This window comes from Agromyces sp. PvR057, from assembly GCF_040547485.1.
Taxonomy (GTDB): Bacteria; Actinomycetota; Actinomycetes; order Actinomycetales; family Microbacteriaceae; genus Agromyces.
In genome coordinates, this window is the sequence record NZ_JBEPPT010000002.1 from 491,332 (window position 1) to 506,268 (window position 14,937).

Genomic DNA, 14,937 nt, shown 5'->3' on the forward strand with positions numbered 1-14,937 from the left:
TGCCACGATAAAAACAAAAGTTGCCGATTTGTGTACTACTTCTGCTACGGTGATCGAAGTCGGCGTGGACCCCGCACGTGGTTGCACCACCTTGGGTCGAATTCGCGCCGTTTCGAGCTGCATCACATTCAAGGAGGAAACGAAATGCGCTCACTTCGGAAAGCGCGGATGCGCACCATCCTCACGGGGACTGCGCTCCTGGCTGCCGCGGGTCTGCTCGCGGGCTGCACCAGCAGTGGCGAGACCGAGGACGTGGTCGATCAGGGCACGTCCAGCGACGAGAACGCCGCCAGCGGCGACACCGTCGTCATCGGCTTCTCGGGCCCTGCCGCCGACCACGGCTGGCTCGGCGCCATCAACTCGGGCGCTCAGGCGGCCGCCTCGAGCTTCAACGACGTCGAACTGAAGGTCGCCGAGGGCACGAACGACGCCAATGCGCAGATCGCCGCCGTCGAGACCTTCATCAACGAGGGCGTCGACGCCATCGTGCTGCTCCCGACCGACGGTGCGGCACTGACCGAGGTCGCGATCAAGGCGATGGAGGCCGGAATCCCGGTCATCAACGTCGACCGCGAGTTCTCGAGCCCGTTCGCCGCACGCACCACGGTGCTCGGCGACAACTACGGCATGGGCGTCTCCGCCGGTGCCTACATCTGCGAGCAGCTCGACGGCAACGAAGACGCCGTCGTCGCCGAGATCGCCGGCATCGACTCGCTGCCGCTCACGCAGGACCGTTCGCAGGGCTTCGCCGACGCACTGGCCGACTGCGGCCTCGAGGTCTCGGCCCGTGTGGCCGCCGACTTCACGGTCGCCGGCGGCGAGGCGGCCGCATCGCAGCTGCTCTCGGCCAACCCCAAGATCGACGCACTGTGGAACCACGACGACGACCAGGGCGTCGGCGTGCTCGCCGCGATCAACTCGGCCGGCCGTGACGAGTTCTTCATGGTCGGCGGCGCCGGCTCGAAGAACGCGATGGAGGCCATCGAGGCCGACGACAGCGTGCTCAAGGCCACGGTCATCTACCCGTCGACGCAGGCCGCCGACGGTGTGGCGCTGGCTCGTCTCATCGCGCAGGGCAAGACCATGAGCGACCTGATCACGCCCAGCGTGCCCACCCGCATCGTGCTCGATGCCCCGGTGGTCACCAAGGACAACGTCGACCAGTTCATCGATCTCGCCTTCGAGTCCTGAGGGCTCTCGGGGCGCCCGGCCGAGCGGCCGGGCGCCCCGTCCCATCTCCTGAGAGGAGCATCCCGTTGACACAGGAACTTCGCGTCGCCATGATCGGCCACGGCTTCATGGGCGCCGCGCACTCCCAGGGCTGGCGGGTCGCCCCGCGGTTCTTCGACCTCCCGCTCGCACCCGCGATGCAGGTCGTCGTCGGACGAGATGCCGGATCGACCGCCGCGGCGGCCGAGCGGTGGGGTTGGGCCGAGTCCGCGACCGACTGGCGCGAGGTGATCGCCCGTGACGACATCGACCTGGTCGACATCGTCACTCCCGGTGACACGCACGCCGAGATCGCGATCGCGGCCCTCGAGGCGGGCAAGCACGTCCTGTGCGAGAAGCCGCTCGCCAACACGGTGGCCGAGGCGAAGGCGATGTCCGAGGTCGCGGCCCGCGCCGCCGAGCGCGGCGTCGCCTCGATGGTGGGCTTCACCTACCGACGGGTTCCGGCGGTCGTGCACGCGCGCCGCCTGATCGCCGACGGGCGGCTCGGCGACATCCGGCAGGTGCGCGCGGAGTACCTGCAGGACTGGCTCATGGATGCCGAGGCGCCGCTCACCTGGCGCATGAAGAAGGAGCTGGCCGGGTCGGGTGCACTGGGCGACATCGGCGCCCACGCGATCGACCTGACCGAGTTCATCACCGGGCAGCGGGTCGAGCGGGTGAGCGGCATCATCGAGACGATCGTGGCCGAGCGGCCGCTGCTCGAGCACGGCTCGGGGCTCAGCGGCAGCGCATCCTCCGAGCGCGGGGCGGTCACGGTCGACGACCTCGCGCTGTTCACCGGTCGCCTGTCGTCCGGGGCACTCGCGTCGTTCGAGGCCACCAGGTTCCGCACCGGACGCAAGAACGCCCTCCGCATCGAGGTCTCAGGGTCGAAGGGGGCCCTCGCATTCGACCTTGAGCGGCTGAACGAACTCGAGTACTACGACGCGACCCAGCCCGACACCGAGCAGGGGTTCCGTCGCATCCTCGTCACCGAGCCAGGCCACCCGTACGTGGGGTCGTGGTGGCCGACCGGTCATATGCTCGGGTACGAGCACGGCTTCTCCCACCAGGTGCGCGACCTCGTCGTCGCCATCGCCGCGGGAGACCGACCCGAACCGTCGTTCGACGACGGACTGCACGTGCAGCGCGTCCTCGACGCGGTCGAGCAGAGCTCGGCGGCCGAGGGCCTCTGGGTCACCGCCGCGGACTGATCCGCGGCCACGTTCACGACACGAAAGGGAATCGCGATGGCGCGACCGATCACGTTGTTCACCGGCCAGTGGGCCGACCTGCCGTTCGAGGAGGTGGCGAGGCTCGCCGGCGAATGGGGGTACGACGGCCTGGAGATCGCCTGCTGGGGGGATCACCTCGACGTGTCCAGATGGGATGACGCGGCCTACGTGCAGGGCAGGCTCGACATCCTCGAGCGCAACGGGCTCGGGGTCTGGACGATCTCGAACCACCTCGGCGGACAGGCGGTGTGCGACGATCCGATCGATCAGCGGCACCGCGACATCCTGAACGATCGCATCTGGGGGGACGGCGATCCCGAAGGCGTGCGGCAGCGTGCGGCCGAGGAACTGAAACTCACGGCGCGCATGGCGGCGAAGCTCGGCGTGAAGACCGTCACCGGGTTCACCGGCTCGTCGATCTGGAAGTACGTGGCGATGTTCCCGCCCGCGACGGCCGAGATGGTCGACGCGGGGTACGAGGACTTCGCGGCGCGCTGGAACCCGATCCTCGACGTCTTCGACGAGGTGGGCGTCCGGTTCGCGCACGAGGTGCACCCGTCGGAGATCGCGTACGACTACTGGACGACCGTGCGCACGCTCGAGGCGATCGGGCACCGTGAGGCGTTCGGCCTGAACTGGGATCCGAGCCACATGGTCTGGCAGGACATCGACCCCGTCGGGTTCCTGTGGGACTTCAAGGACCGCATCTACCACGTGCACTGCAAGGACACGAAGAAGCGCCTCGACAACGGCCGCAACGGTCGCCTGTCGTCGCACCTGCCGTGGGCCGACCCGCGGCGCGGCTGGGACTTCATCTCCACCGGTCACGGCGACGTGCCGTGGGAGAACGCGTTCCGCATGCTGAACGCGATCGGCTACGACGGGCCGACCTCGGTCGAGTGGGAGGACGCCGGCATGGACCGCCTCGTCGGCGCGCCCGAGGCGCTCGGCTTCGTGCGCCGACTCGCGTCGTACGTGCCGTCCGACGCGGCGTTCGACGCGGCGTTCAGTTCGCACTAGCCCGCACACGACGAGGCGCGACGGTCGCACGGCTCGCCGTGCGGCCGTCGTCGTCTGTCGGGGGCGGCAGCGACCGCGCGACGGCCCGGGCCCGCTCGGTGCGTCGCCCAGGGGTGTCAGCGCGTTCGTCAGTCGTCGACGCCCGAGAACTCCGCGAAGCGTCGCAGCAGCCGCTGCGGTTCGGTGACGGATGCCGCGCCGAGCCGCTCGGTCACGGCGCGCAGTTCGCTCGCCGGGAAGTAGCCGTGGTGGCGGTACACGTTGGCACGGGCGACGAAGTCGTGCGCGGTGACCTCGGGGTGGAACTGCGTCGCGTAGACGCGGGCGCCCGCGCGATAGACCTGCACGGGGCAGGCCGCGGACGAGGCGAGCAGCACGGCGCCGTCCGGCAGGCGGTCGGTGGCCTCCTTGTGGCCGACGAGGGCGTCGAAGCTGCGGGGGAGCACGCCCGTGAGCGGGTCGTCGACGCCGGCATCGGTCAGGGTGATCTCGACGGCGGCCGCGTCCTCGCCGTGCTGCGTGCCGACCTCGCCGCCGAGCAGGCGGGTGAGCACGCCGATGCCGTAGCAGGTGAAGAGCAGCGGATGCCCGCCGTCGAGCGCGGCCTCGGCCACGCGTGCGAGGTCGTCCTCGACGCGGCGCTGCACGGCGTGCTTGTGCTCGTCGGGGGTGGTCACGTTGTACGGGCTGCCGCCGACGACGATGCCCGCGTACGCCGTGAGGTCGGTCGCGGGCAGCGCCTCGACGTCGAGCCGGACGTGCTCGAGCCGGTCGGCGTCGAGCGCCATGGCACGCCGGATCGACTCGTACTCGGGTCCGACGGCCTCGACCTCGGGGCGCGCCGAGAGGAACAGGAACGGGCGGGGCTCGCTCATCGGCCCCTCCGGCGGCTGCGCTGCTTCGCGCCGGCGCCGGTGCGCGGTGCGGGGCGAGCGGCCTTGCCGCCCTTGCCGCCGGACTTCGCTCCCTTGCCGCCCTTGCCGCCCTTGCCGCCCTTGCCGGCCTTGGCCGCCTCGGCGGCGCGGCGCTCGGCCGCGGCCTTCTTGGCCGCCTTCGCCGGCGAGAGCGCGGGCTCGTCCTCGGCCTGTCCGCGCGAGCTCTGGGCGCGACGCCCGCGCACGACGCCCACGAACTCCTGGATGTTCTCGTCGTCGCGCTCGAGGGTCCAGACGAGCGCGATGCGCGTGGGCTCGGCATCGGTCACGGGGATCGCGACGACGTCCTTGCGGGCGTGCAGGCGCGCGATGCCGTGCGGCACGAGTGCGATGCCGGTGCCCGCGGCGACGAGTTCGACGGTCATCGCTGCGTCGTCCTGCACGGGCGCGAGCGGCTCGTCGGCCAGGTCGGCGAGGGTCAGGGACGCCTCGTCGGCGTACGCGTGGTCCTTCGCGATCACGACGACGGGCTGCTCCTCCCAGAGCGGGATGACATGCAGGCCGTCGGCCTCGATCGGCAGGCGCACGAACGCGAGGTCGGTCGCGCCGTCGCGGAGCCCGGCGAGCTGCGCCGATTCGTCGACGCGATGCGCCTCGAGCGGCAGGTCGGGCCGCCGCTCGTTCCAGGCCCGCAGCCACTTGGCCGGGCTCACCCCGGCGACGTAGCGCAGTTGCAGGGTCATCTCGCCCCCTCCTGTGCCACGGAAACGCCCATGACAGGCTATCGCGCCACGATGTGCGGCTGCTCGACGCCGGTCTCCAGATGACGTCGGATGCCGCACACAGGCGAACCGGCTAACGTGTGAGGGTGAACGCCTCCCAGTCGATGAAACCCGAGACCGCCGCCAAGAAGCTCGGGATCCTCCTCGACGCGACCCCCGAGGAGTTCCGCGAGGGCACCATCACGCGTGACGAGGTCACGAAGCTGCAGGCCGACCCGCCCGAGTGGCTCGAGACGCTGCGCCGCGAGGGCCCGCACCCGCGCACCGTCGTGGCATCCAAGCTCGGCATCTCGAACTCCGGCCTCGCCCGCGGCGGCGTGACCGAACCCCTGACGAGCGCCGAGATCAAGGCGCTGCTCGAGGCCCCGCCCCAGTGGCTCGTGCAGGAGCGTGCGACGCAGGCCGCCGTGCGCGCCGAGAAGATCCGGGTCGCCGAGCGCGACAAGGAGCGCTCCGCGCGCTGGGCGGCCGAGGGCCGCACCGCGGGCGGCGGCGGAGCCGGCTCGGGCGTCTGACCCCTCCCGTCGGACGCGTCGGGAGCTGAGCGACCCGATCGAGACCCGCCGTCCGCAGGCGCGAGGTCTCGACGCCCCGCGCTAGTCGACCGCCGCTGCGGGCGCGACCTGCGCACGCACGAACGCCGCGACATCCGCGAGCTCGCGCTCCGAGACGGAGTGCCCGACTCCCTCGTAGATGCGCTCGTCGAGCGTCGAACGCGATGGCAGCCATGCCCGCGTGCGCTCGATCGAGGCATCCGGAATCACGGCGTCGGCGGTGCCGCGGCCCCAGAACACGGGCGGCAGGGCCTCGGCCAGGCGCTCGTCGCCGTCGCCCTCGCGTTCGCCGGGCAGCACGAAGCCGGCGAGGTTGACCACGTAGGCGAAGCGCTCGGGCGCGCGCCGCAGCAGCTCGAGCGAGATCGCGCCGCCCTGCGAGAAGCCCAGCAGTCCGACCGAGGTCACGCCGGGCGCCGCACGGTCGAGCCATGCGAGCAGGGCGTCGACCGCGGCGTCGGCTCCGTCGACGGCCTCGTCGACCCCCTGGGCGAGCAACGGGAACCAGGCGAAGCCGAGGCCCGCGTGGATCGGCGCGCGCACCGACGCGATGACGGGCTCCAGCGGCAGGTACGGGGAGAGGCCGAACAGGTCGCCCTCGTTCGAGTTGAAGCCGTGCAGGAGCACGAGCAGCGGGCGCCCCTCGCGGTCGGCGGTGGACGCCGACCAGATCACCGCGTCGTCGTCGATGCGCACCTGGGACATGGCTCCTCCGCTCCGGGCGGCGGATGCCTCGGGTTGCCGGATGCCTCGATCCGGCGGATGTGCCGCACGCCCGGGTTCGAGCGTACCGGCCCCCGCCGCGGCCCGGTCGTGGGCGCCGGGCGGCGGGTGAGGCAGAATCGAGGCATGAGCGTGCGCACCCCTGACCCCGACTGGAACGGCGACGACGAGCCGACGGGCACGCCCGCCCCGAATGCGAACCCTGGTTGGCTCACCGATCTCGAGCTCGCCGAGATCCGCGGGCGGCTGCCGCTGCTCTACGTCGAGGCCGTGCCGGTGCGCGTCGACGGGCTCGGCCAGGTCACCGAGGTGGGGGTGCTGCTCCGTGCCAACGCGGTCGGCGAGATGACGCGCACGCTCGTCTCGGGTCGCGTCATGTACGGCGAGACGGTGCGCGACGCGCTGTTCCGCCACCTCGAGAAGGACCTCGGGCCGATGGCGTTCCCGCTGCTGCCGACGAGCCCCGTGCCGTTCACGGTCGCCGAGTACTTCCCGATGCCCGGCATCTCGCCCTTCACCGACGATCGCCAGCATGCCGTCTCGCTCGCGTTCGTCGTCCCGGTCACCGGCACGTGCGAGCCGCGCCAGGACGCGCTCGAGGTCACGTGGATGACGCCGGCCGAGGCGGCCTCCGATTCCATCTCCGATGAACTCGAGGGCGGCCGCGGGCTCCTCGTGCGCCAGGCGCTCGCCTCGGTGGGCGCCCTGCGCTGATCGCGCCCGGCAGACCGGCTCAGCGGGGTTCGAGAACGACCACCGCGGTCTCGCGGCTGCGCCGGGCCGACAGCGCATCGACATCGTCGCCGAAGGCCTGCCATGCGGCCCACAGGCGTGCGCGTTCGGCGCCCGCCGCAGCGTGGGCCCGCACCTCAAACCGTCCATCCGGCAGCACGACGGTCGCGTCGGGGGTCGCCAGCAGGTTGAGCCACCACGCCGGTTCGGGTTCGGCCCAGCCGTTCATCGCGAGCGTGACGAGGTTCGGTCCGTCCTCGAAGTACGCGACGATGACGGCGCGCTCGCGACCCGTCCGGCGCCCCGTCGTCGTGAGCTGCATGGTGCCCCAGCGCTCGGGGCGCGGCGGCCAGAGGCCCTTGCGCCCGCGGGTGACCCGGTAGAGGCCCCGGTGCACGACCCACGCGCTGCGCACGAACCAGCGGGGTGGGAGCCGGGGTGTCCGGCCCTTCGGAACGCTCCGGGTCCCGTCGGCTGCGTCGTCCACCGTGCACCGCCCTCCACGCCCGTGGTCCGCGGGCGCCTCCCACGGTTCCGCAGCGTCTCGACGGCGTCAATCGGCCGATCGGCCGATTCCCGTGGCGGTGCTCGGCCCGCCGGGCGACCGCGACCGCGCCGCCGGGGCGCATGAGCCCGGCCCGGACCTCTACGCCGTCGGCAGCCCGAGCGTCTCGAGGAACACGCGCGCGAGGCGCGGCGCATCGACCGTCAGCGCGACCTCGACCCGCTCCCACTCGATGCCGTCGCCGTGCACGCGGTCCTCGCCGGGGCGGGTGCGCAGGTCGACGAGCGTCTGGCCCCTCGCATATCCCGACAGCTCGACCCGCACGGGCAGCCGACGCGTGCCGAGGGCGCCGGGATCGACGAGGGAGCACACCGCACCCGCGTCGCCGATGAGGCCGCTGTACTCGAACGAGCCGTCGGCCGAGCCCGCGACGCGATGGCCGAGCAGCGCGCCGACGACGCGGCCGAGCGGGTCCTCACCCCTCTCGAGCCGCACGGCGAGCTCCTGCGGCACCGCGACCGCGTTGAAGACGTCGAGCCCGTACATGTAGGTCGGAACGCCGGAGTCGAGCACGATCGCGGCCGCCTCCGGGTCGTGCCAGACGTTGAACTCCGCGACGGCGGTCGCGTTGCCGACCGACGCCGAACCGCCCATGAACACGATGCGTTCCAGGTGCTGCACGACCTCGGGGTGCGTTCGCAGCAGCAACGCGAGGTTGGTCTGCGGCGCGAGCGCGACGAGCGTCACGGGTCGTGGCGAGGCGAGGATCGTGCGGCGCAGGAACTCGACGGCGTGCGCGGGTTCGACCGCGCGCGGGGACGCCGGGAGCTCGACGCCGCCGAGTCCGTCGGCGCCGTGCACCGTCGCGGCCCTGGCCGCCTCGATGAGCGGGCGGTGAGCGCCCGCGGCGACCGGGACGTCATCGCGACCCGCTGCGGCGAGCACTCGGAGCGTGTTCTCCACGACCTGCCCGAGCGCCACGTTGCCGGCGACGCAGCTCACGCCGAGCAGCTCGAGCCCCGGGTGGCGCGCGGCGAACACGAGGGCGAGGGCATCGTCGACACCCGTGTCGACGTCGAGGATGACGGGAATGGGCATCGGGCCAGACTAACGCCGGTTCGAACGCGCCGCCGAGGCTGCGCATGCGCGAGGATGCACCGTCGCGGGCTCCGAACACGAGAGGAGCGGATGCCGCGGCATCCGCTCCTCTCGGTCGAATCTCGAATGCGCCCGCTCAGCGCACCATGCGGATCTCGTGGATGACCTCGCCGAGGAACGGCTCGTCGTGCGAGGCGCCGTCGGCCGTGAAGCCGTTGCGCTCGTAGAAGCCGATCGCGTGCTCGTTGGCCGAGGGCACCCACAGGGTGACGGCCTCGTCGCCGACGGTGGCGTCGAAGAGCTTCTGCCCGATGCCGTGGCCGTGGTGCGAGTCGAGCAGGTGGATGAAGAACAGCTCGCGCTCGCGGGGCGCGTCGTCGTCGCGGGCCGGACCGGCGCCCGCGAAGCCGACGATCTCGCCGTCGACGAGTGCGGCGAAGTAGGTGTGCGCATCGCCCTGACCCAGGCGGTGGGCCCAGAGCTCGGCCATGCGGCGGGGGGAGAGGTTCGCCAGGGTGGCCTGGTCGACCAACTGGTCGTAGTCTTCGTGCCAGCACTGGGCGTGGACACGCCCGAGTGCTTCGGCGTCGGAATCGCGGACCGGACGGATCACAAGGGCTTCGGCAACGACTTCGGTGCTCATACCCAGAGGCTAAGCCAGGGTGCGGCGCACGACAAATCGAGGCGGCTCGCCCGCCGGATCGTTGTCCATCGGTGACAATCGAGCGGATGCCCCGTGCCGGCCGGCTTCGGCACGCCGACCCGCCGCCGAACGCCGACGGCCCCGACGAGCGGGTGCTCGTCGGGGCCGTCAGGTGCGTTGCTCGGGCGGGATCAGCCCTGGGCGCGACGGTTCGTGCGCTGGCTGCTCTGGCCGACGAGGCTGCCGACGCGGAGCGGCTGCTTCGCGGGCCGACCGGAGGCTCCGCGCTGCGCGCCGGTGGTCTGCGCACCGCGGCTGTGGCCGGAGCCCTGCTTGGGGGCGTTGGACTTCGCCTCGGCGGGACGGCCGGACCGGTCGCGACGGGGAGCGCCGGGCGCGACGTCCGACGATGCCGCGCCGCCGTTGCCGCGTCCGCCGCGACGGCGTCCGCCGCCCTCGGCACGGGCCTCGCGGATCACGGGCGCGCCGTCGCGTGCCGCGCGCTTGCGCTGCGCGTTCGCGCCCTGCGAGCGTCCGCCGCCGCCCTGCTGCTGCACGGCAGCACGGGGTGCGGGCTTCACGTACGGGGCGACGTCGCCGACGAGCTTCACGACCGACGGGGACGTCGCCGTCACGCGCTCGGGCACGACCTGGATCGCGGCCTTGCGGAGCAGGGTCTTGAGGTCCTGCTTCTGCGAGGGGAGGCAGAGGGTGACGACATCGCCCTCGCTGCCGGCGCGAGCCGTGCGGCCCGAGCGGTGCAGGTACGCCTTGTGCTCCATGGGCGGGTCGACGTGGATCACGAGCTCGACGTTGTCGACGTGCACGCCGCGGGCCGCGACATCCGTGGCCACGAGCACCTTGACCGAGCCGTCGCCGAACGCGGCGAGGTTGCGGTCGCGCTGCGGCTGCGACAGGTTGCCGTGCAGGTCGACGGCGGGGATGCCCTGCTCGGTGAGCTTCTTCGCGAGCTTCTTGGCGTGGTGCTTCGTGCGCATGAAGAGGATGCGACGGCCGGTGCCCGAGGCGAGGGCCGTGATGAGGTCGTTCTTCGCGTCGACGTCGTCGACCTCGAACACGTGGTGGGTCATCGCGGCGACGTGCGAGGTGGCCTCGTCGACCGAGTGCAGCACCTCGTTGTGGAGGAAGCGCTTGACGAGCTTGTCCACGCCGTTGTCGAGCGTCGCCGAGAAGAGCAGGCGCTGGCCGGACTGGGGGGTCTTGTCCATGATGCGCGTGACGACGGGCAGGAAGCCGAGGTCGGCCATGTGGTCGGCCTCGTCGAGCACGGTGATCTCGATCGCGTCGAGGGTCACGTGGCCCTGCTTCATGAGGTCCTCGAGGCGGCCGGGGCAGGCCACGATGATGTCGACGCCGGCGCGGAGGGCGTCGACCTGGCGCTTCTGGCTGATGCCGCCGAAGATGGTGGTCGTCGTCATGCCGTACGCCTTGGCGAGCGGGGCGAGCACGGCGTCGATCTGGGTCGCGAGCTCGCGCGTGGGGGCGAGCACGAGGCCGAGCGGGCGGCCGGGGCGGCGCTTGCCGCCCGAGAGCTCGCCGCCGAGGCGCGCGGCCATCGGGATCGAGAACGCGAGGGTCTTGCCCGAGCCGGTCTTGCCGCGGCCGAGGACGTCGCGTCCGGCGAGCGTGTCGGGCAGGGTGTCGACCTGGATCGGGAACGCGCTGGTCTTGCCGTCGGCCGCGAGGGTCGAGACGATCGGCGCGGGAACGCCGAGCATGCTGAAGGTGGTGTCGGTCATGGGTGCCTTTCGGGGCGCACCGCACGGTGATGCCGGCGCAGGCGCGGTTGCATGGTGCAGCGGCGCGGTGCGGCGGATCGGCCCGGCGATGGGAGTGGCGAAGGCGCCGGTCGGCGCATCCGTTCGCCGTATGAGAGTCAACGGGCGCCCTCGTGATGAGGCCCTGCCCGGAAAGCGTTTCTACGACGCAGGCGGCGCGGTCATCGCGCACACCACCGACGAGCATAGCGGATGTCCCGGGGCCGACGCTGTGAATCCCTCCCGGCGGTGCGCGACTCGGCCGGCCCAGCGGGCCCGGCGGGGCTCATCGGGTGCCTCCGCTCGTCGGGCTCATCGGGCGATCCGCTCGCCGACGGGCACCTCCTCGCGCAGCGTGTTGCCCGGCTGCGCGAGCGGGCACGACCACGACGGGTCGTACGCGCACGACGGGTTGTAGGCGAAGTTGAAGTCGACGATGAGCGTGTCGAGGCCCGCACCCTCGCCGAGGTCGGCACCCTTCGCGGTGTCGAGCAGGTAGCGTCCGCCGCCGTAGGTGCCGCCTGGCGCACCGGCGAGCTTGTCCTTCACGGGCAGGAAGAGTCCGCCCGCGTACTGCGTGAGTCGCCAGACGTCGAGCGTGCCGAGGTAGGGCACGCGCACGGTGCCGACGAGCGCGAAGCGGATCCTGCCGTCGGTCGCGCTCTCGACGACGAGCTTCTGCGGCTCCTCGGGCCGTCGCACCTCGAGTTCGAAGCGCCAGTCGGGGTCGTAGCGGGACACGTTCAGTCCCGTGAAGGAGGCCCGATCGTCGGGGAGCAGCGGTGACTGCGGGTGGCCGGCGAAGAGCTCGTCGCGCCCGGACTTCCAGAGCTCGTGGCCCGCGGCCGGGTCGTGCGCGCTGAGCTGGCGAACGCCCGCGTACAGCCCGAACACGCGCCGCCGCCAGTCGGCGAGCTGCAGGGACGGGTTCGAGGTGGTCATGCGGTGCCCCTTCCGGATCCGTCGGGCGCGTCGGGTGCGGTGTGCGTGCCGGGCGGTGACTCCCCGTCGGGGCGCGCGGCCGCGGCATCCGCCGTGCCGGGGGGATCGAACGCCCACGTCGGCGCGAGCTGGCGGAGCCGCCGGCCGCGCCACTGCCAGAACGCCCACGTCGGATACCAGGCGACGGCGTCGAGCGCGCCGGCGTGCGCCACGAGCCGGTCGCGGTAGAGCGTGCGCCCATCGGGCAGCGCCGAGACGGCCATGCGGTGATCCCACCGGTCGAACAGCGCGAACGGGCCGGTGAGCGCCCCGCCGCCGTCGCGCAGCATGCGCACGCCGGGCGGAAGACCGCCTGGGTGGCTGAGGTCGACGACCTCCTCGCCGATCGGCACGCGACCGAACGCGCGCGGCTGCAGGCGGTGGCGTCCCTCGGCCCACGAGGTGGGCAGCCCGCCGGGTTCGAGCGAGGTGAAGTCGAGCCACGGCGCGACGACCTCGCGCAGCACCGCGGGGCTGTGCAGCGCCCGCCACGCGGCATCCGGCCGGCAGTCGAGCTCGAGCTTCAACATGACCCGCATGAGCCGACCCTAGGACCGACGGATGCCGCAGCCAAGCACCTGCGGCGGATTCACGGGGGCGTGGCGGGCGGTCGGGTGCCGGCGGGTCTGCCCGCAGGCCGACCGCCTAGACTCCAGCGCATGGCCGACGGACTCTGGTGGGTGCCCTCGCTCGTGGTGGCCGGCGTCGCGATCGCGGCGTTCGCGGTCGCCGTGCTGGGGTTCCGCCGACTGGGGTCGCGGCGCGAGCAGTCCGCGCTCGCGGCGGCGCGCCCCGCCGAGGTGCAGGCCAAGTCGCTCATCGTGCACGCCGACACGGCGGTGCGCGAGGCGCTCGCCGAGGTCGCGTTCGCCGAGGCCCAGTTCGACGAGGCGACCGCGCGAAGCGCCCGCCTCGCGGTCGACGATGCGCAGCGGTGGTTGCGCGAGGCGTTCCTGCTGCAGCAGCGCCTCGACGACGCCGAGCCCGACACGGCCGCCGAGCGCCGAACGTGGAGCGCGCGCATCATCGAGCTCTGCGGACAGGCGCTGCGCACGCTCGACCGGTCCGACGCCGAGCTGACCGCCAGGCGTCGTGCCGAGCACGGTGCGTTCGCCGAGGAACCCGCTCTCCGCTCACGCGCCCGCGACGTGGCGATCCGGCGCAGGGAGGCGGCCGCGTCGCTCGAGCGCCTCGCCCGCAGGTTCGCCGCCTCCGCCCTCGGGGGAGCGCAGGAGTCGCTGGCCCGCGCCGACGTCGCCCTCGCCGCGGCCGACGAACGACTGGCGGATGCCGCGAGCGGCCTCGCACGCGCGCACCCCGTCGCCGAGGCGACCGTTGCCGCCGCCGAGTCGCTCGATCGTGCTGCGCGGGCGCTCGCCGAGGTCGAGGGCGTCGAGGCGGAACTCGCGGCGGCCGCGACCGACGAGGCCGAGCTGGCCGACCTGCTCGCCGCCGATGTGGCGGCCGCGCGAGTCGAGCGCGACGCGACCGACGACGCCGAGGCGGCGGCCGCCCTCGCCGCCGCGATCGCCGAGACGACCGAGGCGCTCGGCCGGCGTGGCGAGCGGGCATCCGACCCGTTCGCGGCGCGGGATCGCTTGCGCGTGGCGCGCGACCGGCTCGACGCGGCACGCGCTGCGACGCGGGCCGCGCAGTCCCGTCTCGACGGGGCGCGCGGCGCACTCGGGGGAGCGCTCGCGATCGCCGAGAGCCAACTGCGCGCCGCGAACGCCGCCATCGCGCACGGCGGACGCCGGGTCGGCGCCGACGCCCGCACGCGCCTCGCCGAGGCGGAGCGGCAACTGCTCATCGCCCGGCAGGAGCCGGACCCCGTCGCCGCCCTCGACGCGGCCCGACGGGCGACCTCGCGCGCGAGCGACGCCGAGGCGCTCGCCGCCTACGACGCGATGACGCGCTGATGCGCCGACCTGCCGACCGCCCCGGTCGCCGCACCGCCCCGGTCGCCGCACCGCTGCGGTCGTGGCCGCCGCCCGCAGCGCGCGGCGGCCGCCGCATCGCGTCATGAACGCGGCCCCGGTTCCGACGGCGGGGCGAGGCGGCGTTAGCCTGTCGCGGTGAGCGATTCGACGAACGCCCTCGGGCAGGCGAAGTACCAGGTCAGGTTCGACTGGGGGGTCGACGGTGCCCGGCGCATCCTGCCGGGGGCGCACGTGGTCGTGCTCGTCGACGCGGTGCTCGTCACGACGCAGGCCGTGCTCGCCGCCGAGCGGGGCGAGACGCTCGCGCTCGCCGAGGGTGCGGCACCGGATGTCGGGGCGACCGAGACCGCCGAGATCGCCCGGGCGCTGGCCGGCCGAGACGTCGTCGTGCTCGCCGCCTCGCTCCGCAACCGCGAGGCGGTCGCCCGGCGCATCCTCGCGCTCCAGGAGGCGCGCGGCGAACGCCTGTTCGTGGCCGTGGTCGCCGCGGGCGAGCGAGCCGCGGAGACGCCCGAGTCGACCGAGCAGGCGCCGGCCGGCGGCATCCGCTTCGCCATCGAGGACCAGCTCACGGGCGGCGCGGTCGTCGACGCGCTCGTGCGACTCGGCATCGACCACACGTCGCCGGAGGCGGCCGTGGCCTGCGCGGCCTTCGAGGGGCTGCAGCACGCGGCCGTGCATCTCATCGGGGCGGCGGGCAGCGGAGCCGGCCTCACGGCCGCGGGCCGCAAGGACGAGGTGCGCCTGGCGACCCGGCGCGACGTCACCGACCTGGTGCCGGTGCTGCGCGACGGGGTGTTCGGGGCGTAGCCGCCGGCGGGCGGTCGACGTCAGCGCCGACGCCGAGCACCGACGCCGA

General features: G+C 73.2%; 16 protein-coding genes. 7 read left to right on the forward strand and 9 right to left on the reverse strand.

Translation table 11 applies throughout. The features are described from left to right. Positions 1-144: 144 nt before the first annotated feature. From ABIC29_RS11470 to ABIC29_RS11480, 3 genes are all read left to right on the forward strand, one after another. On the forward strand, positions 145-1,191 hold the full coding sequence (locus ABIC29_RS11470; RefSeq protein ID WP_116083779.1) for a substrate-binding domain-containing protein: 1,047 nt from the start codon (positions 145-147) through the stop codon (positions 1,189-1,191). An 89-nt stretch (positions 1,192-1,280) separates the two neighbouring features. After that, positions 1,281-2,426 (forward strand): Gfo/Idh/MocA family protein, encoded by a 1,146-nt coding sequence (locus ABIC29_RS11475; RefSeq protein WP_116083777.1) that lies wholly within the window; start codon positions 1,281-1,283, stop codon positions 2,424-2,426. Between the two features lie 36 nt (positions 2,427-2,462). Then, positions 2,463-3,467 carry a sugar phosphate isomerase/epimerase family protein gene (locus ABIC29_RS11480; RefSeq protein WP_116083775.1) on the forward strand — a complete coding sequence of 335 codons (1,005 nt, stop codon included), beginning with the start codon at positions 2,463-2,465 and terminating at the stop codon, positions 3,465-3,467. Between the two features lie 128 nt (positions 3,468-3,595). On the opposite strand, the gene ABIC29_RS11485 is transcribed toward ABIC29_RS11480, so the two are convergent. Both ABIC29_RS11485 and ABIC29_RS11490 read right to left on the reverse strand, forming a co-directional pair. Then, entirely contained in the window at positions 3,596-4,342 is a 747-nt protein-coding gene (locus tag ABIC29_RS11485; protein ID WP_116083772.1) for a glutamine amidotransferase, read from the reverse strand. Next, the gene (locus tag ABIC29_RS11490) at positions 4,339-5,085 is read right to left on the reverse strand and encodes a LysR family transcriptional regulator substrate-binding protein (RefSeq protein WP_354245452.1); all 747 of its coding nucleotides are present in this window, start codon (positions 5,083-5,085) and stop codon (positions 4,339-4,341) included. Before ABIC29_RS11490 ends, ABIC29_RS11485 begins: the two co-directional genes overlap by 4 nt. A gap of 143 nt (positions 5,086-5,228) precedes the next feature. Between ABIC29_RS11490 and ABIC29_RS11495 the strand changes: the two genes are divergently transcribed. After that, positions 5,229-5,639: a DUF5997 family protein gene (locus ABIC29_RS11495; RefSeq protein ID WP_116084808.1), complete on the forward strand. Its 411-nt coding sequence runs from the start codon at positions 5,229-5,231 to the stop codon at positions 5,637-5,639. Between the two features lie 81 nt (positions 5,640-5,720). Here ABIC29_RS11495 and ABIC29_RS11500 read toward each other — a convergent pair whose 3' ends face one another. Further along, a complete protein-coding gene (locus tag ABIC29_RS11500; protein ID WP_116083768.1) occupies positions 5,721-6,383 on the reverse strand; it encodes an alpha/beta hydrolase in 663 nt (220 codons plus the stop codon). Positions 6,384-6,527: 144 nt separating this feature from the next. On the opposite strand from ABIC29_RS11500, the gene ABIC29_RS11505 reads away from it, so the two are divergent. Beyond that, on the forward strand, positions 6,528-7,115 hold the full coding sequence (locus tag ABIC29_RS11505; protein WP_116083766.1) for an NUDIX hydrolase family protein: 588 nt from the start codon (positions 6,528-6,530) through the stop codon (positions 7,113-7,115). A gap of 19 nt (positions 7,116-7,134) precedes the next feature. Here ABIC29_RS11505 and ABIC29_RS11510 read toward each other — a convergent pair whose 3' ends face one another. From ABIC29_RS11510 to ABIC29_RS11535, 6 genes are all read right to left on the reverse strand, one after another. After that, positions 7,135-7,620 carry a nitroreductase/quinone reductase family protein gene (locus tag ABIC29_RS11510; protein WP_116083763.1) on the reverse strand — a complete coding sequence of 162 codons (486 nt, stop codon included), beginning with the start codon at positions 7,618-7,620 and terminating at the stop codon, positions 7,135-7,137. A 159-nt stretch (positions 7,621-7,779) separates the two neighbouring features. Continuing rightward, positions 7,780-8,736 carry a nucleoside hydrolase gene (locus ABIC29_RS11515; protein ID WP_354245456.1) on the reverse strand — a complete coding sequence of 319 codons (957 nt, stop codon included), beginning with the start codon at positions 8,734-8,736 and terminating at the stop codon, positions 7,780-7,782. 136 nt (positions 8,737-8,872) lie between these two features. Continuing rightward, positions 8,873-9,379, reverse strand: a complete 507-nt coding sequence (locus ABIC29_RS11520) for a GNAT family N-acetyltransferase (protein WP_116083759.1) — start codon at positions 9,377-9,379, stop codon at positions 8,873-8,875. Between the two features lie 191 nt (positions 9,380-9,570). Continuing rightward, positions 9,571-11,139 (reverse strand): DEAD/DEAH box helicase, encoded by a 1,569-nt coding sequence (locus ABIC29_RS11525; RefSeq protein ID WP_354245459.1) that lies wholly within the window; start codon positions 11,137-11,139, stop codon positions 9,571-9,573. Between the two features lie 330 nt (positions 11,140-11,469). Then, on the reverse strand, positions 11,470-12,099 hold the full coding sequence (locus ABIC29_RS11530) for a DUF1684 domain-containing protein (protein ID WP_116083754.1): 630 nt from the start codon (positions 12,097-12,099) through the stop codon (positions 11,470-11,472). After that, on the reverse strand, positions 12,096-12,677 hold the full coding sequence (locus tag ABIC29_RS11535) for a hypothetical protein (RefSeq protein ID WP_354245462.1): 582 nt from the start codon (positions 12,675-12,677) through the stop codon (positions 12,096-12,098). The genes ABIC29_RS11530 and ABIC29_RS11535 overlap by 4 nt, the downstream gene beginning before the upstream one ends. A gap of 120 nt (positions 12,678-12,797) precedes the next feature. Here ABIC29_RS11535 and ABIC29_RS11540 point away from each other — a divergent pair, with 120 nt between their 5' ends. After that, positions 12,798-14,057 carry a hypothetical protein gene (locus ABIC29_RS11540; protein ID WP_354245465.1) on the forward strand — a complete coding sequence of 420 codons (1,260 nt, stop codon included), beginning with the start codon at positions 12,798-12,800 and terminating at the stop codon, positions 14,055-14,057. A 156-nt stretch (positions 14,058-14,213) separates the two neighbouring features. Then, on the forward strand, positions 14,214-14,888 hold the full coding sequence (locus ABIC29_RS11545; RefSeq protein ID WP_116083749.1) for a 2-phosphosulfolactate phosphatase: 675 nt from the start codon (positions 14,214-14,216) through the stop codon (positions 14,886-14,888). The last annotated feature ends 49 nt before the right edge of the window (positions 14,889-14,937 follow it).